The following is a 26514-nucleotide window of genomic DNA, read 5'->3' as shown; positions in this document are numbered from 1 at the left end:
AAAAGCACTTATATTTGCACTCGCAAAAACGGTGTAACACCTGCCTGATTTCAGGAAAGCGCAAAAATTAAAGTTCTTATATAACTAAACATACAGTTTCCTCCTTAGCTCAGTTGGTTAGAGCATCTGACTGTTAATCAGAGGGTCCTTGGTTCGAGCCCAAGAGGGGGAGCTTTTAAGAGAAAGCCTTTACAGCAATGTAGAGGCTTTTTTGTTTTTACGTCTGAAACATATCTGAAACATTTTCTATTTTTGTAATTAATATGGAAAATTACAAATTCAGCATTCTCTCTAACCTTCAAAATATTTTAACTTTTAAAAACGTTGAGTTATTAAAAGAATCGTTTATTGTAAAAAGTATTAGAAACGAAGAACAACCAACAAACCTAAATTCAGAGTTTGGAATAATTGAATATTATGATTCTTATAAAGAAGATTTCATAGTTCTGAATTTTGAAAATCAATTAAAAGAGTTATTGTGGGAAGAAACCCAAATATGTAAAAGCTCCATAGACACATCTTTAATATTATTAAATTCTATAGATAAGAAGAAATTTATTGAATACATCAAGGCTACAATAAGCTACATAGAAAACAGTGAAAGTAAATTGCTTCAGAAATTCCCCGTTTGCAAAAAACCATTTGAAGAAATTATTTTATATCTAAACGAAAAGTATAAAATCAATTTTGATACAAACATCTCTCCTAAAATTAACGAATCTTTATTTAAGATTAAATCAGGTATTTCAAAAAGCCAGTTAATCAAACTCTACGACATTACAATTAAATATGAAATAATTGATGATGAATCAATTTCAGAAGAAACTTTCATTTCAGTTTTTATTGATAAGGAAACTGATGAGAAAATTGTATTTAATTCTAAAAATGGATTAACAATGAAGTATCTCGAAACAATAAGCTCCTTGTTCGATAATCTGACAGGTAAGTCAATTGAAAATTCAAGTAGATTTTATACAAAAGGTAAAACATTAATTTCTCAAAGCAATTATAACAAAGCAAAAAAAGAAATCTCTGAAAAGGAAGGCAAAATACTATCTTCCTTTATTAAAGATTTTGACCTTATATTCAAGTAGGAAAATCTTACTCTTTACCTTACTCCTTTCTTACACTTTTAAAAAAAACCATTTTAACCAAATTATATTTGCAAAATTAATTTTTGCAAAAATTCAAGCGTTTTCTTTTATACCAATTCAATGGTATTGTAATCAGCAGATTATTGCTGATTGAGTTTTCTTTTAATAATTAAATTATAAGAACATGGAAAAAGGCACTTTAAAAAGAAGTGATGAATTCCACAGTGCGGTATTGTTACCCCAAAAGGAAATCATGAGTTTTAATGAAGCTGTTAGGTATTTAGATGTATCAAAATCATTTTTATACAAACTGACTTCAACAAATAAAATTAGTTTTTCAAAACCAAATAATAAGCTTATCTATTTTTTAAGACTTGATTTGGATAATTGGATGCTTCAAAACAGAAATGAAAGCATCGGAGTTTTACAAGAAGATTTAACCAATTATCTAAATAGAAATGGACACAGTTGAAAAAAACCTTGTTATTCTTAAAAATGAATACATCCCAGAGCTAGTTTATAGAAATTTACCAGAAGTATTAAAAAACATTACAAGCCCATTTTCTGAAAGAGAAAGAGATATTGTATTACTTTCATCTTTAGGTGTATTAAGTTCAGCCATTCCCAATGTGTTTGGCATTTATGATGGTGATAAAATCTACCCTAATTTATTTGTGCTTATTGTAGCTCCACCAGCTTCTGGAAAAGGAGTAATGAATTTTTCTAGAATATTAGTACAAAAGATTCATACCAAGATTTTAGATGACAGCAAACTGAATCATTCTATTTGTCAAGACCAGAAAAAGAAAGACAAGGAGAAAAATCATATCGAATGTCCTCAGCTTGAATTGAAAATCATTCCTGCAAATATCAGTACAGCAGAAATGTATTCGTATCTAAACGTTTCAAAAAATGGAGTTTTAATTATCGAATCAGAAGCCGATACTCTTTCCAATATGCTTAAAAACGATTGGTCAAACTACAGTGATTTATTAAGGAAGGCATTTCAGCATGAAAGTGTATCATTAAGTAGACAAATTGACAATAGGTATATTGAAATAAATGAACCTAAAATATCTCTGGTCATAAGTGGAACACCTGACCAACTTCAACCATTGATAAAGTCGAAAGAAAATGGTTTATTCAGTAGATTTTTAATATACTCTTTTGATGAAATTTCTAGTTTCAAAAATGTATTCGCACAACAAGCGTATAATTATAAAGATATATTTGAAAAATCAGGAAATGTTATCTACAATCTTTATGGAAAATTGTTTCAGTTGAAAGACGAATTAGAGTTCAAGCTAACTGAGAACCAATATAAAAGATTTCTCAAAGATTTTACATTTATTCACGAAGACATCTTAAAAAATCATAGTCATAATGTAATTCCGAACTTGAACAGACATGGTTTAATGATGTTCAGATTGTGTATGATACTTACCATTTTAAGAAATGAAAGTGATATTACAAATAAATCCACATTAATCTGTTCCAATAGAGATTTTATAATTGCTTTAAAAATAATTAAAGTTGTTTTGAAACATGCAATTATAAACTATAATTCACTAAATGATGGTGGCTTATCAGACCAGGATGAAGAAATATTATTTTCATTAAAGCAGAGCTTTACCAGGAAAGAAGCAATCGAAATTGGGGAAAAGCATAATATCCCACAAAGAACGATTGACGATAAACTTAAACAATGGCAAAGGAAAAAAGCCATCAAAAAAGTGGAGCAAGGTAAATACAAAAGATTATAATATGTAAGGATGTAATTCCTGCAAAACATGTAAAAACTACCCCAAATCTGGGGTAGTTTAATCAAATAATATACACAAAATGAGAAATACAAGTATAAAAATTATATTGCAAAACAAACCAAACAATGAGGGTTTGTCATCAGTTGCATTAAGAATAACCAAAAACAGAAAGAAGAAAGAAATAGGACTGGGATTTAAATGTCACTTAGATGAATTTGAAAATGGACAATTTACAAAGAAGCACAAGTTGCATAAAAAAAGAAATCTAATCTTATCTGAGCAAATTTTAAAAGCTCTTTCAATTATTGACAACTTTGAAGCCAATAAAATAAACTTTACACTAATAGAATTTGAAAACAAGTTTATAGGCAAAACAAAAGATGATGTGTTTGTTTTTGATTTTTTTGATGAAATAATAAACGATGAAATAAAATCAGGAAAAACTGGTAATGCCAGAGTTTATACAGACACTAAAAATTCAATGTTGAAATTTACTAATACCAGGAATCTAAGGTTTAATGATATTACCGTAACTTTTTTAGAAAAGTATGAAGTCCATTTAAGAGAAAGAGGCAACAATGATGGTGGAATTGCTGTCAAAATGAGGCAAATAAGAGCATTGTATAATGATGCACTCAACAGAGAAATTGCAAAAGAAGAATTCTATCCATTCAAAAAGTATAAAATTTCGAAATTAAAAGGTAAAGCAACCAAAAGGGCATTAACAATTGATGAAGTCAAAAAGTTTCTAAAAATAAATATTTCGGAATACCCACATTTGCAAAATTCATTCAACTATTTCATCTTTTCTTATTATTGCAGAGGAATGAATTTCATTGATTTAATGAAGCTTAAATGGTCTAACGTACAAGGAGAAAATATTTTCTACACAAGAAGCAAAACCAACAGGCAATTTGTAATAAAAGTTCTTGACCCTGTGAGTAAAGTATTGGATTATTATAAAAACATAAGGGCTAATTCAAAGCACATTTTTCCAATAGTCATAAATGAAAATATGACACCTACTCAATTAGAAAATAGGAAATTGAAAACATTAAAAAAATTCAATAAAGATTTAAAAGAGTTAGCCAAAATAGCTGAAATTAATAGCAACATAACTAGCTATGTTATTAGGCATTCGTATGCTACAAATATGAAATTTTTGGGAGTGTCATCTGATATTATTTCCCAATCGATGGGGCATTCAAATGTAGAAATCACACAATCTTATTTAAAAGATTTTGAGAATGATATATTAGATAGTGAAAATAAAAAATTATTAAATCTATGACAAAAAATCAATAACATTTAAATGGCTAGAATAGTATTCAAATTATTTACCTAAGGGTTAATTTCAGATTGAAATTAACCCTTTTTCATTTAAAATATTTAGTGCTTCAGAAAAATATTAACCAATTAATAATTAAAATTTATGCAACTAAGACAATCAGAAAGGAAAAAAGCTAAAATAAAAATGGCTCTTCAAGGAAGTGCGGGTTCAGGTAAAACAATGAGTGCTTTACTACTTGCTAATGGTTTAACAAATGGAAATTTGAGCAAAGTAGCTGTAATAGACAGTGAAAATGGAAGTGCTGATTTATATGCTCATTTAGGTCAATATAATGTACTAACATTAACTCCGCCCTTTACACCAGAAAATTATATTAAGGCAATTGAAGTCTGTGAAAAAGCAGGAATGGAAGTTATCATTATTGATTCCATTTCCCAATCATGGGAGGAACTATTGGATTATCATTCAAGTTTAGCAGGGAATAGCTTTACCAATTGGGCAAAAGTAACACCAAGACAAAATGCTTTTATTGATAAAATTTTACAGGCTGACGCTCATGTTATTGCAACAATGAGAACTAAACAAGATTATGTGCTGAATCAAAAAGATGGAAAATTTATACCTGAAAAAGTAGGATTAAAAGCAGTCCAAAGGAATGATTTAGATTACGAATTTACTTTGGTCTTTGATGTCGATATAAAGCACTATGCAGTATCAAGTAAAGACAGGACAGGTTTGTTTATGGGCAAACCAGAATTTATAATCAATACTCATACAGGTAAAAAGATTTTAGAATGGTGTAATAGTGGAACTAATCTACAAGATGCCAGAGGGAAAATCAAAGATGCCAAAACACTTGACGAATTGAAAGTGCTTTATATCCAATACAGCAATTGGAGAGAATTATTGGAATATGATTTTAAACTTCAAAAAGACACTATTAACTCAAAAGAATTATTGTTAAACCCTAAAGCATTTAGTACAAATGGAAGCGCTACTCACCTTTGAATCTGGAATTAATCAGAATAATTATACTTTGCAGCCTGTAAGGCAAGTACCAGTAATAGAACATGCAAATAATAACATTGCAAATCCTGGTACTTTAGAAATTCCAAACAGTATCATATCAATTGTGAAACAATTTCCAAATAGACCTTTTATCGAAGCTAATACACAAGAAGTCCTTTTGTCTAATTTGAAAAATGATTGTGTTATCCCGGTTTTTAGTAAAGATAATGAAAGAACTATTTCGCATCAGGAGTTTATAGAAATTGCTCAAGATTGTGTTTCAAAAGTATTTCCACATCACAGTTTTGATAAACCAGAAATCAGGGTAAGTCACCAAATCAAAGGTAGAGTACCTGAAGCAATTCATAAAAAAGTAAGTGATTTATTAGACCATGAAAAGACACAATATTTTGAAAGAATGGCTTTCATTATTAGAATTCCAAGTATTGTAGATGCTATTAATGGGAATGAAATTGCTCTTACAATTGGCGGAGTCAGAAGTTATAATTTGGAAAATCTGTACAACAAAAAATCCTTTGAAAAATTCAAATTCTTTATTGGCTTTCAAAATAAGGTTTGCTGCAATTTATGTGTTTGGAGCGATGGCTTTATTGATGATATGAAAGTTACTTCTTATCAAGAATTACAATCCAAGATATTAGCAGTCATTCAAAACTACAATGCTGAAAAGCATTTGTTAGAAATGAAAAAATTATCTCAACATTCTTTAACAGAGCATCAATTTGCACAATTAATTGGTAGAACAAGATTATATCAACATTTACCAAAGAATGAAAAATCTCTAATCCCAAATTTAAACTTTACAGATGGTCATATTAATTCCATTGTTAAAGATTATTATGAGGATGCTAGTTTTAGCAGAAATGCGCAGGGTGATGTAAACTTATGGAATGTATATAATCTCTTTACACAAGCCAATAAAAGCAGTTACATTGATACTTTCCTTGACAGAAATGTGAATGCTTTTGATTTTACTCAAGGTATTCAAAAAACACTAATTGGTAATGGAGATTACCGTTGGTTTTTGAGTTGAGAAATTCCCAGCCTAAAATGGCTGGGATATTTTAAAAATTATCTAAAAATTAATGAATAAAAAATCAAAAAAAGTAGCTTGCATCTCCTCCAGCTACTTTGTTAAACCTCTTTTACAGAGTTGTGCCAAATACAAGTGTGTGAATCTTTAGACAATAAATTATCTTTGGATTCTAGAATATAATAATTACTTATTACAAACTGGAGATTGGTGTTGGCAATATTTTTAAGAGTAAACTTCTTGACTCCTTTTATGTTCTAGTTCTTTTGCTAAATTAAATCTTTCCCATTTAGTAAACCAATACTTAATATGTTTTTTATGAAAATAAATTATTCTCCTTGCTGCTAAAAGTTCTCCTTTAGTTGTATAATTTTTGTATAAAGCAAATATCTTAATTTTATAGATATCTTCAATAAATGGGCAAGCTAGTAAATCTAATATTAGATGAGTTAACTCAGATGATTTACTTCTTTTTTCAATAGGAAAATTTTTTATGTAATTTTCAATGTAGTCCAATAAAGCAACTCTTAATTTTGGATATTTTTTTGAATGTCCTAAATAAAAAACAAGAACAACTATTGAAAAATAATTTAATTTCCCATCAGGAATTTTGTTGGCTTTAATACCAATAAATTTTTCTAAACTAATTTCTGGAATTCTAAATTCTTTATCTAATTCCCTGATTACAGTTAGAAGATATAGAGTTTCTATTTGTGCATATTCTGTAATTGAATTCTTTTTAATTATTAAGCTTGATTCATCCAATATTTTTTTGAAAATCCTATTTCTATTATTTGAATTGATTAAAAACTTTTTATCAGACTTATCTTTTAATTTATAAAAAGTAAGGATTTTTGATAAGATATGACATGTCTTAATAGTAGAATTTACTCGTGGAGAAACTGAATATATAAAAAAAACAAAATCAATAAAACTAACCAAATGAGTTGTTAAAGAATCTTCAACTTTATTTAATTTATTTATAACTGATTTATCTGAGATTTCATTTGATTTAATTTTACCAAGATAAGGAAGATATACATTTTCAAAATTAACAAGGTTTCTTTCTATTATACTGTTCAATAGAGCCAAACTGTAATTCAATACATCTTTGTAATCTACAGATGATTCTTTAATCAAAATTTTATATTGAGTAATTAAATTATCTGGATTAAAATAAAAAGAAAATTTGTGATTCAGAATTTCAATATCTTCATTATTCCCTTCTTTTTGGTTTTCATTTTTATCTAATTCTTTTATTGAAAATCTTGGATTTTCAGAAAACAATTTATTGATTTTTTCTTTAGCAATTGTAATTTCAGTTATGATTGGCTTACTATACTCTTTTGATTTAGAATTATTTATTGATAACTTGTATTCTTTAAGTTCATGTTTAAGTATCCTTAAAATTTCATTTTTTAAAATTTCATCATCACAAAATAAAAAATAGTCATCTACATATCTATAAATTTCATAATCTATCTTGTTTTTATATCCCTTCTCTAATTTACCTACTTTGTCTTCAACTGTTTTATCAATTCTTTGTAGAATAATTTCAGCAAATATTCTCGAAAATTCAGGACCAATCAAAATGCCATTTGTTTCTCCATAATTGGCATTTTGAATAAATTTATCAAATATCCCAGAAAAGTTTTTCTTTGATTCTTCAACATTTTCTTTTACAGCATCTAAACCTAAAACAGCCCAAGAAATAGAATGAGTATAAATGGTGTCAAAACATTTTGCTATATCAAATTTAAAAAGGAAATTATATTTTTTCTCTGCTCTATGGTATCTATAGTCTTCATAAAACTTATAAATATTAGTGTATTTCTTATAAGAGAAAAAAGTTTTTAAATTTTCATATTCTTTGCCACTTAATTCTAAAAAGTCATTTTCATCACCTTTATTTAATTGATGTAATTTATCATTAAAAAAAGTGAACTTGGCAATATCTACTGGTTTTCGAACACTAAAATTACTGATTGAACATGAATACAAAATTGATTCTTTAAAATCATCATAGAACTTAATAAGTTTTAATTGATTTATTGGGTGAATTACCGCTAACTCTCTAAAATCATTTTCCTTATGTGTAATTCTATATGCAAAAGGAATCTTTCTAAACTTATAATCTTGTTCATTATTATAGTCATGGTGAAATAAGATTTTTAAAATTTCTTCAAATACTATTTTCTCTTGACCATTTAAATTATTTTCAAAATTAACTTTCTCATTATCAAGAAAAATATTAAAATTAACTAAAAATCTATAGAAGTATCTGTTTGAAAAAGTTATTGGCACTTCATAAGGCAATACATCAGAAAGTATAGCTCTTTCTTTAGGGTATCGAATATATCTTTTCTTCTTACTCATTCTTCCAAATTGATTTAATTACTTCAAATTTATTTGTAGCCCTTTTATATTTAATATTATAATAAGATTGCTCCTTCTGATTAAACTTAAAAGAAAAAAAGTGGTTTTCCTTATTATTAAAACCTTCCTTAAAACAAAATTTTGATTTAAAAAAATCAATCAATCTAGCTTTGTCAATACCTATATTTATGGGTGGACTTATCCTATTAAATTTATTATACATTCTAGCATTTAAAGTATTTAAACTATTGAATTCTGAATTATTCAATTTCAACATTTGGTTTGTATAAAAGATTCCAGCTTTTATATTTTTTTTATTATGGTTTAGATGATAATTACCTATTAGAAATTTCAACCTATCTATCAGCATCTTTCTTGCTTTTTTTTCATCATACTTACAATCATTATTGTATGTTTCAATAGATAGCTCTATTCTGCTTACATATCTTTTTAATTTATCATCAGATAATTCAATTTTAGTATCATAATTTTGATTAATTATAAATTTATAACCTAAAAATGTTAATTTTTGTTGTTTTGATAAAGGTTTTTCCAGTAGTTCATAAGGAAATGTTTTTGATGGTGTACCATCACTTCCATCTTTAATTTCTAACTGATGATTATTTATTATTTCTTTTATTTCACTTTGATAGTCTCTTCTTTGGCTTTTAGTTTTTGGTGAAAATATTACAATAATATCATCAACATATCTGGCATAATAGATAATATCTGGCAAAGATTTTATTTGACTATCAATGTCCCTCATATACAATTCAGACAGATAGGCACTTACACCAAGCCCTCTAGGGATTCCTTTCTTTGGTGCCATTTCAGTAACATCTTTAATTCTTTCAAATTCAAAGAACAATCTTTTTAAAAGTTTTTTTGAGAGAGGAGATAGTAAAGTATTATTTTCAATTTTTTCAAAAAGCTTACCTTGAGGGATTGATTCATAAAATTTTTTAACATCAGTTCTTATAATCACTTTTGGAAAACCATCAGAAATTAAATTATAGACTTGTTTAATTATTTTATTTCTATCAGCTTGAATAACATTAAATGTTTTATTTAAATTTCTTTGAAGTTGTTTAATTGAAAAAAAAGAAACTCCATCTTTATTTGTTGTATATATTTTATTTTGTTTATCATATTTAATATCAAAAACAAATGGGCTTTCTTCATCATTAACAATATCAGAATATTCAGAAAACAAGTTGTTTCTAATCTCTTCTTTTGCTTTATTAATATCATCAAATCTTTTTGCAAATCCCTCTAATTCTTCCTGTGAAAGTTTATTATCAGCTTTAGAGTTTTTTAGAGTAATTTTTTCATCTAAAACCACTTTGAACTCATCATGCTTGTCAAAATAAGCTTGATTTAAATGCCTTTTCTTTATAATACCTTTCCTGTTTTCTTTTAAGAAAATTAGATTAAAATTTGAATTTGAAAATGACTGGTCTAACATTTGCTTTTTGAATTAAATTGCCCAAACAATTACTTTTAATTGAATCATATGATTTAGATGCTTACTAATTTTTATATATTCAATTATTTATTGTGGATATAATTTGTTTAAAATTGCTTTAAATCCTCCGCCACAAAAATCTTCACAATTTGCAAGTGAAAAAAGAAAAACGGTTCTCCAGTCATTGATTCCAAAAATTCTTTTATTTGTATCATGTTGACTAATTAAAAGTTCTTTAAGCTTATCTGTATTATTATCGCCATAAGCATCTTCTATCATTGAGGCAATACTACTTAAATAAACATTGCATTCTTTTACTAATCTTCCGTTTAAATTTATTCTGCCAATTTGAAAACTTAATTGTTTGAAACGAAGTTCAGATATCCCAACTTCGTTAATTTTAAATTTAACACTTAATGCATCATCATTAATAGTAATATCAGCTAGAAGTAAAGGTGAATCAGGAAATTCATCAAAATAAACATGGGTAAATCTTTCTTCTATTTTTTCACCAGTAATAGTTCGTTTCTTATTATTACACTTATGACAAAGAGGAATTAAATTACTTACATAAACAGCTATAGCTTTATAAATTGACCTTGGTAAGTGGTGGTCTAATTCATCTGCATCTGAAATTCCGCAATAGGGACATCTTGTTACCGATAGAAGTATTCTTGATCTTAAGCTATAAAGCCTATTATTTTCTTGAGTTTCATCATATGCATTATATATAGCATCATTTGTTGCTGATTTTAAAATATCGCTTTTAAATTTATCATTTGCAACACCTTTTAAATCTTCATATTCTTTATAAATTACTTCTAATTTTTTTTCTTCTTCAAGTTCTAATTCATATTTAAAGGCTCCATTTTTATATGTTAAAGCTATTTTTAATTCCTCGAGAGCAATTTTAATATCGGGAGCTTTTACTTTTCTCATCTATAATTTAATTATTTAATTGGGATAATACGTATGCTCTAGCTTGAAAACTTAGTTGACCTCCAAATAATGCTTCAATTTTTTCTAAACCTTCTTTTGAATTTTTTGCAGTAGAACCACTAATAACACTATCTAATTCAGCATGATAATCTGTTAAATCTGAAGACAAACCAAATATATGTGATGTAATTATTCCTATATTTTCTCCAAAAGTCTGAATTTCTGGGTTCAGAACGTTAATCATATTTCCTTCTCTTCTCACTATAAAAACATGTTTACTTAATGTTTCTTGTAGTACAACAGGAGAATGAGTTGATAATATCATAAAAGAATTTTTATTGTTTAATATATATCTCATGCTTTTCATAAGAACAGCTAATAAAGGAGGGTGTAAATGAGTTTCAGGTTCATCAAATAAAATCAAACTTCTATTTTCAATATGCTTAATAATATTGGCTAATGAATGTAACACGAATTTATGCCCAGTGCTTAGTTCTGAAAAAATCTTTATTAATTCATTTTCTTGTATCGGATGAGAAATTACACGAATGAAGTGAAGGGATGACTCTTCGGAAAGAATTTGGATTACCCTTAATAACATAGTAGATTTTTCAGAGTCACTAAATATGATTTTCAGAGCTTCTATGAATTCTTTTTTTAATGAATTAATTGGTTTTAAAAAATTGTCGGCGTGTTTATCATTTAAAATATCTTCCATTCTTAACAATCCATTTTCTTCGGGAATAATTGTTTCAATAGATTTTTCAAGTTCTTTAGTAATATCTCTAACCCCACAATATATATATCTTCCAATCCCTCTTTGTATATCTTTTGAAATTTGCTCTTTTTCTTTTAACCTAATACCTGGAACTTGAAAAGCGTCAAAAGCACTGTAAGAAAGACTAATTATCCTTGGAAAACCAAGACCTTTAGGTTCAATGGTTGCTACTGCTTTTAGATAGTCTCTGTCGCTAGCTGAAGCAAAAACAATTCTTGAAATTTTAGAGAGTAACGTTGTTTTTCCTGAACCATTTTTTCCTATTATCACCGCTATTCTATTTGGTAAAAACTGATCAAATCCATCTTCATCAGGGTACTTCGGAGAATCAAAATCAAATTCTATAAAATCAGTCATTTCTTTTGTTTTGAATTTAAATTTTAAATCCTTATTGTCAGGTAAAGCATCAAATTCTCGTGAAATTAAAATTGGAGCAAGTTTAAAAATATCATCATTAAAATCAAAATGCCTCATTAATGAAATATTGAATGCTTCTACATCTCTGAATTCATCAACAATATCGGGTCTAAATATAATATCATTTATGGAACTCAATAATTGATCCTGGAGTGGCTTGTCAATATGAGCTAGTCTATCATAGTAATCCAAAGACTGACCTAAAGAACAATACTCTGAATTTAAAGTATCAAATTCGTCAGAAGAGTGTAAATATCCTTTGTTGATTTCTTGTTCTTTTTTTAATATTTTGACACCTCCTATAAGCTTTGATTCTCCATCTTCGGTATATTTTGAAGATAAGTGAAGATGGAAATAAGTATAATATGAATAATCATTCCAATTATCCTCTTCAAGATAAAAAACAGAATCTTGATAATGATTTGGAATTTGATTATTAGCCCACTTTATTACTTTTATAAACATAATTCATTATTTTAATTACTTATTTTCAGCTCTATTTGCAAAAATATTTCTGTTTTTTTAGTATTTCTCTAAATAAACAAATAATCTATAGACGAAACAATACGTATTTATACCTAATTTTTAATTCAATCCATATATCCTTTAAAATCTCTTTTTTGCTCATTTTCTATGTCTTTTTTTAACCATATAATCTTTTGTTCTAAATATTTTATATGATTTACATAGTCTAAAATATTAGGCATAGTTTTAATCATTGAAGAAATCTCATTGCAAAAATCAATTTCTTTTTGAATATAGGGAACTCTACTACCAACAGTAACTTCAGATTTCTCTAACCAGATATCGTTGAACCTTTCAAAATCTTTATTTAAAAGCAAAAATTGCTTTAAAAAATTAATAAATTTATCTTGAAATCTATATAGCAAAACATTCATCATCATAATAGTTCTTTGGTTATCCTTAAAACAAGTGTTAATGAAATCAGCTATATATTCATAAACTTTTGAGAGAATTTCATCATTGTTTTTATCAAAAGTAAAGAGAACAGCTGAGGGATGTTCCATATTAGAATAGATGGGTGCTTTCTTTATGATAATATCTAAAGCTTTATCAACTATTTCCTTATAATTTGGTAAAGACCAAATGCAGTCGAGTTTAAAATGTTCGAATCGAAATGACAAATAGTCCATATCTACAACCTTTTGTTCTAGATATTCAATAAAGAAATTGCTGTCTAAATTCATTACCGCTTCAAGCTCTTTTCCATCATAATCAAAATGATTATCACTCTTTTTTAATAATATGAAAGCTAGTTTGAGTAAGTGCACATGATTTGAAAAATAGATAGCGGAATCTCTACAAAAATGATGTCCTAGACCATATCTTTGTATTACTGGTTTGTGTAGTATAATTTCAGTCAAATAAGAAATTATATTATGCTGCTTAATTCCATTTTCACGACTAGACTTTTTGTAATTATTGAATTCAGAATCAAATTTTAAATAGTCTGTCAATCTGTGTATGAATAATTGATCATTGCTTTTAAAAGTTTGAATTAAAAGTTTTAAAAATTTTATATTTATCTGATTTTCTGGAAGACATTCTAAAAGCGTAATAATACAGGAAGTTTTGTCTCGAAAATCAGATTTATCAATCAACGTTAGCAATTCTTTACCACTTAGAATGTTATTATTTATAATAAAATAGATAATCCGTGGCTGAAACTGGAATGAAAACTTATTGTTGAAAGTAAGAGTTAGTGCTTTCTTTATTTCGTTTTTTCCTTTACTAGCAATTCCGATAAAAATTTCTGATAATCCACCTTCTATTTCCCAAGTATCTCTCCCTTGTTGTTGGAAAAACAATGAGTTTATTGAATAAAGTAAGGACTCAATTTCATTCCATGGTTTAGGTTTAATGTAGTCCTGAATTTTTTGACGCTTTTCCTCTTCTCTTTCTTGCCAAGACTTTCCGTTTTTATCTTCAAGGACATCTGTTTTTAACAATTTTGAGAGATTGATAATATCTGAATTGATAAATTGATTCCATTTGTCAGGAATTGTATTTTCCAATCCCACAATTTTTTTCGACAATCGGTTTACAAATTTGCAATGAGAGTATTGTTCTGGAGAGAGTTTGTCTGAAATTAATCTTTCATAAATTGGGAATTCATCAATATAGATTTGTTTATCAATCTTCCCTCCAGGGAGAACAATTTTATTTAATATTTTTTCTGTCTGCTCTCTATCGTGCTCAAATAGAATATATAAACCATCGAATATTTTTGCCCTTAATTCTACTAACTGTGGAGAATAATATAGATTAAAATTTACTATATTAATAGAAATACCTTTTGAACCAAATTCTGTGAAATGCCATCCTAATAAAGTTTCTCCAATATTTAAAAAAGTGCCATTTGCAATTTCTTTGTGTAGAGAGGAGCGATTTTCAGTTGACAATATGTCTAAGATAATATTTTGTCTTTCGTATCCATTGTGTAGGTCTTCAACTTTGTAACTGACATGGTCATGTACAAATTTTAAAAATTCAGGTAACCTCTGAGGTTGTTTTGCAACCAATTCAATAGATAACTCAATCGCTGGTTTTAAAAGTTCATTCGGATGATTCCAAAAGTTAATTAATAAATCAAAATATTTAGAAGCCTTTGTATGGTCATTGTGTACATAAGAAAATTTAAGTTCTTCAGATATGCATTCTGTGGTCAATCCATCAATCCATTTTTTCAAGTAAAGCAAAGTGTCGTAACCTTTATAAAACCAAAACAAAGTATAAAAGGAATATAGCTTTTCATTAGTTTCTTCACTAGAAATAATGTTTTGCAAATGAGGCATTACAAGGTCTTTAATATGATGATAACCAAAAGTATTATTCACATCTACTAATGTATTTTTAATTCTTGATGGATATTTTTCAATGAAAGTAGAAATCCAATCTGAATATATTATGCTTGCTGAGTTATTATCAATAAAACATTTGTAAAAAGCATAAGTAGCGAGTACCTGATCAGAAATTTTTACTATTTCATTGGAGTGTACATCCAATACCTCATGTCTATGCAACTCAAGGATGATAACCCATAGTTCATTCCAATCAATATCAAAGTTATTTTTTAATGTTGTTTTGAGATCAGTATTATTTCTGTCTAAAGAACCAAAAAAGGAAACTATAGCAAGAGTTTTAAATACAATTGGTCTTGTAAATACGTCAATTTCATCTGCTATTTTTTCAAAATACTTTTCATACAACAATATTGGACTATTCAAATAATTAGTTTCAGAATCTGGAGTTACTGAATATGTTGCCATTAGTGCAACCCTCGCATTACCTTTGGACAGTTCAACTATTTTCTTTCTTATATCATAGTAATGCTGAAGATTTGGCAAAGTTGTGACAATTATTTTTTCAATATCTTCATCTTTTAATTTTTCAATTGTAACTTCCTTATAAACAAAGTCTTTTAATTGCTGAGAAACCAAATGCTTAACATAATCTCTTGAAGTGATTACGACTTTGAGTTTGTTGGCTTTAGGCTTCTGAATAAAATTTAGTAAATAAATTAAGTTTTGCACAGATTTATTCGCATCATCAAAAAGAATAATGTAATCCTTTCCGTTTTGAAATAAATGCACAAAGTCATCCCAAAGAGGTACCGCTGAACTTTGAATGACTATTGGGATGTAATTTTCTTTGGAATCCTCTAAGATTTTTACTGCTAATTTGGATTTACCAACTCCAGCTGGACCTGATAATAATAGAATATCAACATTCTCGATGTGTTCAAGGGATTCTTTAAGTTCATTTTCTCTTACAACAAAATCATTTGTTAAAGAAGGCTGCAACCCTTTAGTCGTCTTAACTAAGAAATCAGGTAGATTATATATTTCTCCTTTAATAATTTCAACTCCTAGATATTGCTCCGATAAACCAGGAAAATCATAGATATGCATGGGTAAATTTTGTATATCTAAAACTTCTAGGTCAGTTTCGGAATTATATTCTTTAACTTTCTTTTTCAATCTACTATACTCATCAGCATCAATTTTATCAGTACACGCCAATATTACTTTTTTAACATCTTCTTTTTTTATACTAGTTTTTACTTCATCAAAGCAATGCTCAATATCTTTTTCTAATTTACCGATAAATGTCTTAACTCCGTCAAGCTTGTCTTTTGTCGTACATTCTACAAAAACATATTTGTCACCTTCTACAAAAAATGAATCAGGTGCACCTTTACTTGTTTTCTCCTTTGCAACAACAGCCCCTGGCGCTCCAATAAACGTATACCCTTGTATGTGTAATAAGTGATTTATAAGATCTTGGAAACGTGCTTGATTAATAGCAGTTAAGGCAGATTCAATTTGTTTTATAAAATTCATGGCAACAACATTAATAGTGTTTTTAAAAACTTTTAAATTAGTCAATTTCTTACAACTAAAATTTTTTTTCTAAAAAAATTCAAAAGCTCAATCCACCCTATATAAACCCACCCTCAGTCATTTCAAAATCAACCACCCCCGACCAATTCATATCAAGGTATATTTTTGCACCAGGAATAAAATAGTGCTAAAAAATTCACTGCTTCAAACCTGAAATCTATTGTTTTGAAAATTGATTGTTAAAGTTGCAGTTCATTTTGAAATGAATACTTTAAAAAATAACCAAACAAATTTGTTTCTGGTGAATTTTTATGATTGTAATTCTGCTCAAGTATTGAATATGATATTTCAGTTTCTGAAAATTTAATTACAACCACCACCCTAAAAACCCCCACTCATTTAGAGCAATGATAATCATTGCGCCAAAAATTATGCACTCAATACTCAAGGTGATAGCTGAGTTAGCGGTAATATCATTTGGTAAATCTCAATTCAAAAACTCAAAAAAATGGTAACAATTATCAACTTTAAAGAAAGACAAACTGAGGATGGAAAAATATTCTTTGTTTTAGAAGCTCAAGGTGGTATCGAAATGATACAAAGCAAAGCAACGGGCAACTTTTATGCCACTACTAAAAAAGCATTTATTCTGGCAACATTTGATGAAGTAACATGCAAAGCCCTTATCGGAACTCAAATGCAAGGAGAAATTACTAAAGAAGAATGCGATCCTTATGAATATATCAATAAGGACACTGGAGAGGTTATTATGCTGTCGCATAGATATGTTTATGCCCAAGAAACAACAGATAGCAAAAGACCATACGAACTATCTCACGAGAATTTCAAACCAGCCTTTGAAAACTTCTCGAAGAATAATAAGCAAGAATTAAAACATGCTTAACAAATTAAGAATTAACCTATTCTATATTATAATTGAATATAGAATAGGTTTTTAAATATATCATTATTATGAAAGTAGCCGAAATTAAAGTTTCCTATTCTACCAATCAGACAGATAAAATTAAACTGACAAATTGTAAAGAAACTTTTGAGTTTATTTTATCCAAATGGAATTTGGACATCATTGAATTTCAAGAAGAGTGTAAAATTATTTTAGTCAATAGATCAAATTGTGTATTAGGCATCTATCAACTTTCAAAAGGAGGGATTTCAGGAACAGTAGTAGATATTAGAATTATTTTAAGTGTTGCTCTAAAATGTAATGCCTCTGGTATTATTTTAGTACATAATCATCCAAGTGGAAATATGAAACCAAGTGAAACTGATATTAAAATCACTAGAAAATTAAAAGATGCATGTGAGTTGTTAGATATTAGTTTAATAGATCATGTTATTATTTCTAAGTACAATTACTTTAGTTTCACAGAAGATAATCTACTATAACCTTTCTAATTTCTGGTGTTTTAAAACATCTAAGAATGTGACTGTGCCTAATATTGGCTATTTGGAGTTTCTTTCCAATAACTAATTTAAACATAGATTATTATTAATAGCGAAAACTTTATTCTTGAAGAGGTTTGAAGTTTAATAATTCCGAGGCATCAACGTTAAGTTTTAATGAAATCGAGTACAAGACAAATGCAGATGGATTTATATTTCCAGCTTCAATTCTATTCATATTTGACCTTTCAAACTCACACAAGTTGGCTAATTCAGTTTGAGATAAATTTCTTTCTTCTCTTAACTGTCTTATTCTTTTACCAACCAATATTTGAAATTCCTTTTTAGTCAAAACTCTTGAAAAATTACTCTTCAAAAGTTGTACTATTAATTAATTTTACTGTTATCGGATTGGTTAACAATGTATATTTGTAAAACAAAAATGTTCAATTGAATTAATCTATTTAAAGTATGAAATACAATATTTTTTTAAAGTTAGTTTTTATAACTATCTTTTTTATGGGCAGTAATGTTTATTCACAAGTGTTTTTTGTAGATAAAACAGAAGTTTTGACAGACAAGGATGCTAATAGATGGAGTCCAACAACAGAAAATGTTTTTTTAGAAGCAATTAATTTTATTCCGGGTGGAAGCATTGAAATAACATTTTTAGGCGGAGAAAACATTCTAATTTACAAATCAGAAATAACCATAAGAAAGGATGAAAAAGGCTATACGGTTTATAAATTCTCACCACCATTTAAAAGAGGTACAGAATCTGAAATAGAAGTATTCGTAATCGACCATAAACCAGCATTTGCGTTAGGTTATGTTGTCGGTTGGCACGTTTCAAATCCTCAAATCATGGATTTTTACAAACTTATATTTAAACAAACAGGACTATAAATTAAACTAAAAATATGACCAAAATAATATTCCTAATATTCATAATCCCTATTTTATTACTTGTAACAATTTTGTTATCATTGGTATTAGGAAGTGCTGTACGATATATGAATGAAGGCTCAAGTTTTAAAAGCCCAATGGATAGTAACAAACCAATAGGGTTAATGTTTAAAAACAAAGAATTCTATAAAACTTTTATAACCGGATTTTTTGTGTTTTTTTCATTACTAACAATTGCAAAATATTTAAGGGAATGGTAGAGAAAATAAAGCTCTCATATCAAGAATTAATATCATTAAGAAAAAACTCATTTTATACTTTTCCCGTATTGAATTGGTGGTTACTAAAATATGATGATTTATACAAATCATTGAAAAACTCTCAAGAAACTATATGCAGAAGTTGCGAAGCATTAGAAAAACAAAATTTACCTTATGATTGTTTACTTTCTCCCAGTTATTGTGTAAAAACCAAAATGGAGAATATATTTATAAAACATTATGAGAATTTAGACTATTTTACTCAACTTCATAAGTATGAAAAAATGTGTTTAAGTGCGATTGAGGTATATTATATAACACCAGAAGGAAATAATAATATAAGGCAATGGTTAATTCATAACTATGAACTTTGGAAAGAAAACGTTTTTGAGTTTGGAGTATTTCATTTAGATACTGATGGTGGATTGATTGAACTGATGAAGTTCGATAATCCAAATTTCTCAAACCTTGATTTTACAATTTTGGTAGAAAGAAGAAATTTTAAAAGTATAGAGGAATTTCTAAAAATATATTCAACTTACTTTTTTGAAAAGAAATTATATCCTGAAAAATTAAAATTTACAGAATGCTAAAATTACATGTTTTGCAACTTTTACATCCTTACATAAATAATAATTACTTTTGAAACTCTCTGAAACATACCTGAAACATTTTATTTATAATCTGAAACGATATGCAAATAAATGAAAACTAAAAAACAATTAGTTCTTTGTTATTCAACCAAATACAACAAAAAGTAAACAAAAGAAAATTAAAAATAACAGTCTGTTAATCAGAGGGTCCTTGGTTCGAGCCCAAGAGGGGGAGCGTTAAAAGCCTGACAGCAATGTCAGGCTTTTTTTATGGCGTAAATTTAATTCTAGTTTCTGCTTATATTTGCGTACAAACACAACGGTAATGAAGCAATACATCCTTCCGCATGACATTATGGAAAAAGGCCAAACCGGCCAGGATGTCTATGCCTTTGATTATTTAGTCAATACTCCAAGTACGAAAAACCAGATCGCGCTGACCCAAAATGTTTTCAGTTTTTTATTGGAAGGCAGTAAGGAATTGGTCCATTTCGATAAAAAGGCAAAAATTGAAAAGCAACAGTTTTTATTGATAAAAGCGGGCCGGTGCCTGATGACCGAAAATGTATCGGAAGACAGAAACTACAGAAGCCTGCTGTTTTTCTTCGATAATGAAATCCTATTGAACTTTATCGAGAAGAACAAAATCCAACTCAAGACAAGCTCACAAAACAGCCCTTTCTTTGTTTTCGATTACGATCATTACATCCGGCATTTTGTAGAAAGCCTGATTCAGGTCACCCGGATGCCTTCTGCTTTCAAAAATCAATTCCTGCAAACCAAAACCGATGAATTATTGTTGTACCTGGTCCACAAGAACGGAACAGGTTTCCTTTCGGAATTCCTGCATACACCTGCTGATGCTTCTGCCCATTTTACGAGCGTCATTGAAAACAACCTTTATAACAATTTAAGTGTTGCAGAACTGGCTTTTCTTTGTCATGCAAGTGTTTCCTCTTTCAAACGGAAATTTGAAAAAACATACGGTCAAAGCCCGATAAAATGGTTCCAGGAAAAACGATTGGAACACGCTTCCTTTCTTATGGAACACAAAAAACTCCGTCCCAGCGATGTTTATGGCGAAATGGGGTACGAAAGCCTGTCTTCTTTCATACAGGCATACAAGAAAAAATTCGGCACAACGCCCAAACAGCATTTTATATGATTTTGGACGTTTGCAAACACTTTTAGGGCTTCTCAAACTACCCCGGGGCTGTAAAGCCATTTTACCTTTGCATTGAATTATTTAATTGTAAAACATCATGCAAAAAATCAGCTTTTTTATCAGTTGCCTTGTAATAGCGACAACCGCCCTGGCACAAAAAACATTTACATTATCCAGTAAAGATGTTGGCGGACAGGCAACCGTAACGGAAGAATTCAATGGCTTCGGTTGTACCGGAAAAAACCAATCGCCACAGCTCTCCTGGAGCAATGCGCCCGACGGTGCAAAAAGTTATGCGGTCACGATTTATGATCCCGATGCGCCAACAGGAAGCGGATGGTGGCACTGGGTGGTATTTGACATTCCGGGGAATATCCATGAATTAGTAGCCAATGCCGGGAATCCTGCCAGCAATCTTGCGCCAAAAGGAGCTATCCAATCGGTTACGAATTATGGTGTAACGGGTTATGGCGGCCCTTGTCCTCCGCAAAAACACGGTTTGCACCAATATATTGTTACGGTATATGCCCTTAAAACAGAGAAATTAGGACTTGATGCTGCTGCCAATCCGGCAATTGTGGGTTATTATTTATGGAACAATACCATCGCGAAAGCCAGTTTGGTTTTTTACTACCAACGTTAAACTATTATTCGGGAAGTATGATAAAAGCCTTGCAGTTTTAACCTGTAGGGCTTTCTCACCTCGCAACGGCCGTAAACTGCCTTTCTTCCTTGTCAAATTCTCCTTTTATGCCCAGCAGCAAGTTTTCCTTGGATACTATTCCTGAATTTTCTTCCAGTGCCAAAAGAGAGGCATGCATGATGGCGGAAACGATCTGGGCTCCCGTTAGTTCATAATAAGTGGCGAGCTCTTCTAATTGCCCGACCGGTAGTGATAGGTGTTTCGGCATGGCGTTTGTCCATAATTTCAGGCGTTCTTCTATGGTAGGTTTTGAAAATTTGACAATCGAATTAAACCTTCTCAGGAAAGCATCGTCAATATTGTTCTTGAAATTAGAGGTCAAAATGACCAATCCGTTGAACTGTTCCACCCTTTGCAGCAGGTAACTCACTTCCTGGTTGGCATACCGGTCATTTGACGATTTTGTAGTGGTTCGTTTGCCAAAAAGCGCATCGGCTTCATCAAAGAGGAGAATCCAGTTTTTGTGCTCGGCCTGATTGAATATTTTTTCCAGGTTCTGTTCGGTTTCCCCGATGTATTTTGAAACTACCTGAGACAAATCGATCCTAAATACCGGTCGGTTGAATTCCTTTCCGACAAGGGCCGCAGTAAGGGTTTTCCCAGTACCGGAAGGGCCATAAAACAAGGTCCTGAAACCGGGAAGGATGTGCTTGTCCATGCCCCAGTCCTTCAGCAATGCCTGGTGGTGTTTTATCCAGAGCTTGATTTGGTTAATTTGAGTGCGAACGGTTTCATTGACTACCAAGTCATCCCATTCCATTAGCGTATTGACTTCTTTTGCCGGGAAATTGCTTCCGAATTTCGGTTTGAGCCTTTCTCCGTAACAAAGCAGATGGACAATTTCTTTGGGAAGTTTCAGTTTGCCGCTCATCATGGGTTCGCCTTCTTTCACTTCTTCCAAAAACAAAATATTTTCCTTCGAAAACCAATGCTCTGGAGAAAACAACTGCTGTGTTTCGAGACGGCCGTCCAGGTCTTCTTTGGCCAACACATGGAGTATGGTTTCCCCGGTGGGCTGCATTCCGCGGTGGTTGCCTTCCCTGACGCCGCCAAATTCAGGGATATCCCCTCCTTCAGGGTGCAGCTCTTTGATAATCTCATCAAAAAAATTAGGAAAGACGTGCGGTGCCAAGGCGATCAGTAAAATAACCGCTTCCTCGTGCGTGGTACTCCGCTCCAACGCTTGCTCAAAAGAATTTTGGAAATCAAAAATTTCAGTAGCTTTTTTATCCGAAAGCTGGGAAAGGATGTATTTTTTAAGTGCTTTAAAAGGCATATTGGATTGGATTTGCTTTTTTAGGCCTTCCGCAAAAGAGCCTATTGGTAAATGTAATCAAAAACTTTGAATGTCAGCCGCCTAGCTTTTGAGTTTGACCACAGGTGGCAATTCATTTTTGATAGAATCGCTGATTTCAGTAAAACTGTCATCTACGACAACTTTTCCGTTTTTAATCATCAATTTCTTAAGGGTGAATTTCAGGGTTGTAGGCACCACTCCTCTTGTTTCTTCAATTTCTTTAACCTGTTTCTCCCGCGCTTTAAGATTAGGAAGGTTTCGTTTTGGATGGTCTCCGTACAAGGCTTCCACACTATAGCTTATAATGCTGCTCTTGGTTTTGGTATCGCTTTCCGATTTTTTGCCGGTTACGATTTTCTTGGCGTCCCTTTCAACATTTTTCAAATGCTCTTTGTTGGAATCTTTAGACAGCGGAGTCAAATTGGTATTGTTTACCACTCCTCCTACTTTTGCATTCAAAAGGTGTCCCCTCACATAATAATAAACGGAATTGTTCCCTTTGTTCTGGCTGACGATATCCCACTCGGTGGTTAGCCCGCCGCCATCGTGCTGTTCTCCCACTTCCTGGCCTTCAACATAATTTGCCGAAAGCTGCTTGGCATTTACTTTTTTACCCAAGCCTTTAGGATTGGTCGGTTCCCATTCTACGATACTTGGAACGTCTTTTTCCGAAGTTCCCGTTTCCCCGTATTTTGAAATGACATCAGCGATATTGTTCATATGGACAATCAGGTTGTCGCCCCATTTTTTCCTGTCTTTTTCATCGGTTTTTTCGTATTTGCCCAATTCACCATCAACCACTTTACCGGCTTTCTTCGCTGTGGCCTGAGGTGTCGATTCCCCGTATTTGTCAGACACGCCCCTTCCTCTTGCGTATTTGTCTTCAAAAGTAACATCCTTGATAAAATCGGTATATTTCTGAGGAGTGGACTGTACGTAAAATTCGGGAACGCCACCTTTGTCTTCAAAGAGCAATGTATGGGTTTCAGTACCCATGGTAAAGCGCTTTTTGAACCCTAAAAAAATCAAGAGTTTGTCTCCGTATTTTTTGGCGGTATCTTTTGCTTTTTTCTTCTTTTCGTCAACCCAGGCTTTTCCTTTTTCGACCGCTTTCATAGACTTGTCAATAAGTTTTGTCAAGCCGATTTTAGTGATTACTTCCTTGATTTTCTTGGCTATTTTGTTTAAGATCTGATCAATTTTAGGGCGGATTTTCTGCTGGATGAATTTCTGTACTTTCCCGACAATGCCGTTGAGTCCCAATACCGCTGCCAGGAAACTGATGGCCAGGCTCAAAAAGCCGCTGAATACATTTTCGACTTTTTCGGCAGCTCCCGCCAGGTCTTTCCGGATGATATTTCCAAAGGATTCGATAATCCCGTCAATGATTTTCAGGATCTGGGCCGCTTTCTGGAATAGTGTAACGACGAATTTTATAAGCAATTGGGCCGCCCTGATGAACCCCGCTCCCGGTATGAGTAGCGAGAGCAAAAACTCAATGGCTTTCATCGTAATGGTTTCCACGACAAAGGTTTTGACATTCTCGATGAGCATTTCCTTCAAATCGCTGAATTCTTCTTTGATAAATTCCCAAAGCCCCGCCAGTCCTTTTTCATTCAGGATCTTGAACATGTTCAGGATGTTGTTCCCGGCCGCAAGCCCTGCATCGACACCTTTTTCGATAAACTCGAACCTTTCTTTCCCGATAATGTCAATGACCAGGTTTTTAATTTTCTTGATACTGATCCCCAATATCTGGAGGACCAGGCTGGTAATGCCTTCGAGGTTGAGTTCTTTTGGCAATTCTATTTCCGAGCCTGCCATAGATCCGGTAAGCCACTCCAGGACTCCTTTGACCAGGTGTTTGTCTATATTGTTTTTGAAATTGGTGAAACCCATCCCTACCCCATCGCTAAGGTTGCCAAAGAACGTGATCGGGTCGTCAATAATCTGTTCGGCATATTTGGCTGCTTTCCTGGCAATGGATTGTATGGCGTTTTTGAGTTCGATTATAGTATTGATGACCGCTTTTACGGCATCGATCGCCCTATCGAGCCAGCTTTTGTTTTCTTCCTTGGCTTTTTCAAAACGGGCATCCAATTCGTCTAATGCGGCACTGAATTTCTCGGTAACCTTATCAATTACGGCGCCTTCTTTGCTTTCTACCGAATTTTCCAATTCTTCGAATTTCGTATTCGATTCATCGTATATGTCACCGGCGATTTTTTTAGTTTCGTCAGATTGGCTTTTCCAGAATTTGTCCACTTTCCCTTTACCCAGCTTAATGGCATTATTGGCAGCATTGAGGTATAAATCTACCGTGTTGACCAAATCATCGATGGGTTTTTGCATGTGTTCGATAAACTCCTTTTTGGCAATATCAAAAATCTGTACTTCGCTCAACAGGTCATCTCCCGTAAGTGCAGCCCCGACATTATTTAAAAAACCGGTATTCTCATCCAGCAGCTTAGCCACTCTCCTGGAAAATGTATCCAGATTCATGGTCAGGCTCAAGCCGAAAATCTGCTCTATATAAAAATCAATCGCACCAAAATAAGACAGCACATTACTGTTGGTTTCGTTGTAAATCGCATCGAGTTCCCGGCTTACATCGTTCCTGATCTTGTTTTCTTCGGCACTTTTTGTTTTTTGGTTGTCAAACCTTCCTCCGTTAATGGTTGTATTGGTTTGCAACATCCCATTGTAGCTCCCGTTGATGGCATTGGTATTGCTGGCCCTGGTATTGGCAATGGTTTTGGCTTCGTTTTTCCGGTTCTGGTCCGTAAGTTCCTGGGCTTTTGCCTGTGAATCCTGCTTTTGCTGGTCGGCCTGGATAAAAGAAGGCTCATTGCTGTTTTGCAGTTTGTTCTGGGAAAGGTTGTTTTGCCCATACTGGTCGTCCAGTACTTTTGTTTCGGTGGTAAAATCGGTTTCTTCCGCAGGCTTTTTTGTAGGGGCGAGTGTTCCTTTTTGAGTGGTAAGCGTTTTGGCTTCCGGCGCTTCTTTTATAAGTCCTTTCGGTTCGTTGGCGGTTACCTCATCTTCCGGGGTTTCCGGTACAGCCGGCGGTTTGAGCGTACTATTCTCTACTTTTCCGCCTGCCGTGGATTTTTCTTCTTCCAAAGATTTCCCGATGTCTTCCGTAACCGTATCATCAACTCCGTTGTTCTTTATCTTTTTCGCATCCTCTTTGCTTTTTATCGTATCGTTGATCTGTTCCTGAAGCTTCTTTTTGAAATTCTTTTTGTCAAATTTTTTAGAATCCTTGGTTTGGGAATCCATCACATCTACCTGGCTCCTGTTGGCCACTACCTTGTTGGTTTTTTCAGAGGGCAGGATGGCGGCGCCCTGGGCTTCTTTTAATACGGTATCGGATTCTTTGTGTTTTTGGTATTTTACGGCCGTTGTTTTGATTTCGGCAACCGGTTTTTTTAACGACTGCGCGGCTTTCTTATCAGACTCTTTTTTCTCTTTGGCTCCTTTTTTAGGCTTTTTGTTTAAGACAAGAGGAGTTGTAGCCCTTTTTTGGGCTTTATTGAGTTTGACATCCAATTTTTTCTTAGCCCCGAAAAAAGGCTTTTTCGAAGTAAGGGATGGTTTTTTAGAGATTGGTTCCGCTTTCATGTTACCGGTTTGA

General features: G+C 31.5%; 20 protein-coding genes and 1 tRNA gene. 13 read left to right on the top strand and 8 right to left on the bottom strand.

The genetic code is table 11. From position 1 onward, the window contains the following. Positions 1-98: 98 nt before the first annotated feature. The 7 genes from E4635_RS10045 to E4635_RS10015 all read left to right on the top strand — a co-directional run bounded on the left by E4635_RS10045 (position 99) and on the right by E4635_RS10015 (position 6210). A tRNA-Asn gene (locus tag E4635_RS10045) sits at positions 99-172 on the top strand. Between the two features lie 91 nt (positions 173-263). Continuing rightward, on the top strand, positions 264-1094 hold the full coding sequence (locus tag E4635_RS10040) for a hypothetical protein (RefSeq protein WP_135526518.1): 831 nt from the start codon (positions 264-266) through the stop codon (positions 1092-1094). A gap of 184 nt (positions 1095-1278) precedes the next feature. After that, positions 1279-1566: a helix-turn-helix domain-containing protein gene (locus E4635_RS10035; protein WP_135526516.1), complete on the top strand. Its 288-nt coding sequence runs from the start codon at positions 1279-1281 to the stop codon at positions 1564-1566. After that, the gene (locus E4635_RS10030) at positions 1553-2857 is read left to right on the top strand and encodes a DUF3987 domain-containing protein (RefSeq protein ID WP_135526515.1); all 1305 of its coding nucleotides are present in this window, start codon (positions 1553-1555) and stop codon (positions 2855-2857) included. Before E4635_RS10035 ends, E4635_RS10030 begins: the two co-directional genes overlap by 14 nt. Before the next feature lie 79 nt (positions 2858-2936). After that, positions 2937-4148 (top strand): site-specific integrase, encoded by a 1212-nt coding sequence (locus tag E4635_RS10025; RefSeq protein WP_135526513.1) that lies wholly within the window; start codon positions 2937-2939, stop codon positions 4146-4148. 141 nt (positions 4149-4289) lie between these two features. Then, positions 4290-5156 (top strand): AAA family ATPase, encoded by an 867-nt coding sequence (locus E4635_RS10020; protein WP_135526512.1) that lies wholly within the window; start codon positions 4290-4292, stop codon positions 5154-5156. Beyond that, positions 5134-6210: a DUF3871 family protein gene (locus tag E4635_RS10015; protein WP_135526511.1), complete on the top strand. Its 1077-nt coding sequence runs from the start codon at positions 5134-5136 to the stop codon at positions 6208-6210. The genes E4635_RS10020 and E4635_RS10015 overlap by 23 nt, the downstream gene beginning before the upstream one ends. A 225-nt stretch (positions 6211-6435) precedes the next feature. On the opposite strand, the gene drt3b is transcribed toward E4635_RS10015, so the two are convergent. The 5 genes from drt3b to E4635_RS09990 all read right to left on the bottom strand — a co-directional run bounded on the left by drt3b (position 6436) and on the right by E4635_RS09990 (position 16549). Next, on the bottom strand, positions 6436-8586 hold the full coding sequence (gene drt3b / locus E4635_RS10010; RefSeq protein ID WP_135526510.1) for an antiviral reverse transcriptase Drt3b: 2151 nt from the start codon (positions 8584-8586) through the stop codon (positions 6436-6438). Then, on the bottom strand, positions 8579-10051 hold the full coding sequence (gene drt3a, locus E4635_RS10005; RefSeq protein ID WP_135526509.1) for an antiviral reverse transcriptase Drt3a: 1473 nt from the start codon (positions 10049-10051) through the stop codon (positions 8579-8581). The genes drt3b and drt3a overlap by 8 nt, the downstream gene beginning before the upstream one ends. An 87-nt stretch (positions 10052-10138) precedes the next feature. Then, complete coding sequence (locus tag E4635_RS10000) at positions 10139-10990, bottom strand: HNH endonuclease (protein ID WP_135526508.1); 852 nt, start codon at positions 10988-10990, stop codon at positions 10139-10141. 7 nt (positions 10991-10997) lie between these two features. Further along, on the bottom strand, positions 10998-12650 hold the full coding sequence (locus E4635_RS09995; protein WP_135526507.1) for an AAA family ATPase: 1653 nt from the start codon (positions 12648-12650) through the stop codon (positions 10998-11000). A gap of 125 nt (positions 12651-12775) precedes the next feature. Next, positions 12776-16549 carry an nSTAND3 domain-containing NTPase gene (locus E4635_RS09990; protein WP_135526506.1) on the bottom strand — a complete coding sequence of 1258 codons (3774 nt, stop codon included), beginning with the start codon at positions 16547-16549 and terminating at the stop codon, positions 12776-12778. A 508-nt stretch (positions 16550-17057) separates the two neighbouring features. Between E4635_RS09990 and E4635_RS09985 the strand changes: the two genes are divergently transcribed. Further along, a complete protein-coding gene (locus E4635_RS09985; RefSeq protein WP_135526505.1) occupies positions 17058-17453 on the top strand; it encodes a hypothetical protein in 396 nt (131 codons plus the stop codon). A 68-nt stretch (positions 17454-17521) separates the two neighbouring features. Beyond that, positions 17522-17956 (top strand): JAB domain-containing protein, encoded by a 435-nt coding sequence (locus tag E4635_RS09980; protein WP_135526504.1) that lies wholly within the window; start codon positions 17522-17524, stop codon positions 17954-17956. Between the two features lie 118 nt (positions 17957-18074). Here the strand turns inward: E4635_RS09980 and E4635_RS09975 are convergent, their stop codons facing one another. Beyond that, positions 18075-18329 (bottom strand): helix-turn-helix domain-containing protein, encoded by a 255-nt coding sequence (locus E4635_RS09975; RefSeq protein WP_135526503.1) that lies wholly within the window; start codon positions 18327-18329, stop codon positions 18075-18077. Between the two features lie 95 nt (positions 18330-18424). Between E4635_RS09975 and E4635_RS09970 the strand changes: the two genes are divergently transcribed. The 4 genes from E4635_RS09970 to E4635_RS09955 all read left to right on the top strand — a co-directional run bounded on the left by E4635_RS09970 (position 18425) and on the right by E4635_RS09955 (position 21520). Next, positions 18425-18859: a hypothetical protein gene (locus E4635_RS09970; protein ID WP_135526502.1), complete on the top strand. Its 435-nt coding sequence runs from the start codon at positions 18425-18427 to the stop codon at positions 18857-18859. A 253-nt stretch (positions 18860-19112) separates the two neighbouring features. Beyond that, positions 19113-19712 (top strand): hypothetical protein, encoded by a 600-nt coding sequence (locus E4635_RS09965; RefSeq protein ID WP_135526501.1) that lies wholly within the window; start codon positions 19113-19115, stop codon positions 19710-19712. 325 nt (positions 19713-20037) lie between these two features. After that, positions 20038-20877: a helix-turn-helix domain-containing protein gene (locus tag E4635_RS09960; protein WP_135526500.1), complete on the top strand. Its 840-nt coding sequence runs from the start codon at positions 20038-20040 to the stop codon at positions 20875-20877. Between the two features lie 97 nt (positions 20878-20974). Then, entirely contained in the window at positions 20975-21520 is a 546-nt protein-coding gene (locus E4635_RS09955) for a YbhB/YbcL family Raf kinase inhibitor-like protein (RefSeq protein WP_135526499.1), read from the top strand. Between the two features lie 55 nt (positions 21521-21575). Here E4635_RS09955 and E4635_RS09950 read toward each other — a convergent pair whose 3' ends face one another. Both E4635_RS09950 and E4635_RS09945 read right to left on the bottom strand, forming a co-directional pair. Then, a complete protein-coding gene (locus E4635_RS09950) occupies positions 21576-22856 on the bottom strand; it encodes an ATP-binding protein (protein WP_135526498.1) in 1281 nt (426 codons plus the stop codon). An 81-nt stretch (positions 22857-22937) separates the two neighbouring features. Beyond that, positions 22938-26501: a phage tail protein gene (locus tag E4635_RS09945; RefSeq protein ID WP_135526497.1), complete on the bottom strand. Its 3564-nt coding sequence runs from the start codon at positions 26499-26501 to the stop codon at positions 22938-22940. Between the last annotated feature and the right edge of the window lie 13 nt (positions 26502-26514).

The sequence above is a fragment of the Flavobacterium humi genome (genome assembly GCF_004745595.1).
In the GTDB taxonomy this organism is placed as follows: Bacteria; Bacteroidota; Bacteroidia; order Flavobacteriales; family Flavobacteriaceae; genus Flavobacterium; species Flavobacterium humi.
Note: the sequence above shows the minus strand (reverse complement) of the source record. Positions and strands in the feature narration are given on the sequence as shown.

Bases quoted from the DNA above. Each gene is read 5' to 3' on its own strand.
- E4635_RS10040 (WP_135526518.1), top strand. From the start codon at position 264: ATGGAAAATTACAAATTCAGCATTCTCTCTAACCTTCAAAATATTTTA.
- E4635_RS10035 (WP_135526516.1), top strand. From the start codon at position 1,279: ATGGAAAAAGGCACTTTAAAAAGAAGTGATGAATTCCACAGTGCGGTA.
- E4635_RS10030 (WP_135526515.1), top strand. From the start codon at position 1,553: ATGGACACAGTTGAAAAAAACCTTGTTATTCTTAAAAATGAATACATC.
- E4635_RS10025 (WP_135526513.1), top strand. From the start codon at position 2,937: ATGAGAAATACAAGTATAAAAATTATATTGCAAAACAAACCAAACAAT.
- E4635_RS10020 (WP_135526512.1), top strand. From the start codon at position 4,290: ATGCAACTAAGACAATCAGAAAGGAAAAAAGCTAAAATAAAAATGGCT.
- E4635_RS10015 (WP_135526511.1), top strand. From the start codon at position 5,134: ATGGAAGCGCTACTCACCTTTGAATCTGGAATTAATCAGAATAATTAT.
- drt3b (WP_135526510.1), bottom strand. From the start codon at position 8,586: ATGAGTAAGAAGAAAAGATATATTCGATACCCTAAAGAAAGAGCTATA.
- drt3a (WP_135526509.1), bottom strand. From the start codon at position 10,051: ATGTTAGACCAGTCATTTTCAAATTCAAATTTTAATCTAATTTTCTTA.
- E4635_RS10000 (WP_135526508.1), bottom strand. From the start codon at position 10,990: ATGAGAAAAGTAAAAGCTCCCGATATTAAAATTGCTCTCGAGGAATTA.
- E4635_RS09995 (WP_135526507.1), bottom strand. From the start codon at position 12,650: ATGTTTATAAAAGTAATAAAGTGGGCTAATAATCAAATTCCAAATCAT.
- E4635_RS09990 (WP_135526506.1), bottom strand. From the start codon at position 16,549: ATGAATTTTATAAAACAAATTGAATCTGCCTTAACTGCTATTAATCAA.
- E4635_RS09985 (WP_135526505.1), top strand. From the start codon at position 17,058: ATGGTAACAATTATCAACTTTAAAGAAAGACAAACTGAGGATGGAAAA.
- E4635_RS09980 (WP_135526504.1), top strand. From the start codon at position 17,522: ATGAAAGTAGCCGAAATTAAAGTTTCCTATTCTACCAATCAGACAGAT.
- E4635_RS09970 (WP_135526502.1), top strand. From the start codon at position 18,425: ATGAAATACAATATTTTTTTAAAGTTAGTTTTTATAACTATCTTTTTT.
- E4635_RS09965 (WP_135526501.1), top strand. From the start codon at position 19,113: ATGGTAGAGAAAATAAAGCTCTCATATCAAGAATTAATATCATTAAGA.
- E4635_RS09960 (WP_135526500.1), top strand. From the start codon at position 20,038: ATGAAGCAATACATCCTTCCGCATGACATTATGGAAAAAGGCCAAACC.
- E4635_RS09955 (WP_135526499.1), top strand. From the start codon at position 20,975: ATGCAAAAAATCAGCTTTTTTATCAGTTGCCTTGTAATAGCGACAACC.
- E4635_RS09950 (WP_135526498.1), bottom strand. From the start codon at position 22,856: ATGCCTTTTAAAGCACTTAAAAAATACATCCTTTCCCAGCTTTCGGAT.
- E4635_RS09945 (WP_135526497.1), bottom strand. From the start codon at position 26,501: ATGAAAGCGGAACCAATCTCTAAAAAACCATCCCTTACTTCGAAAAAG.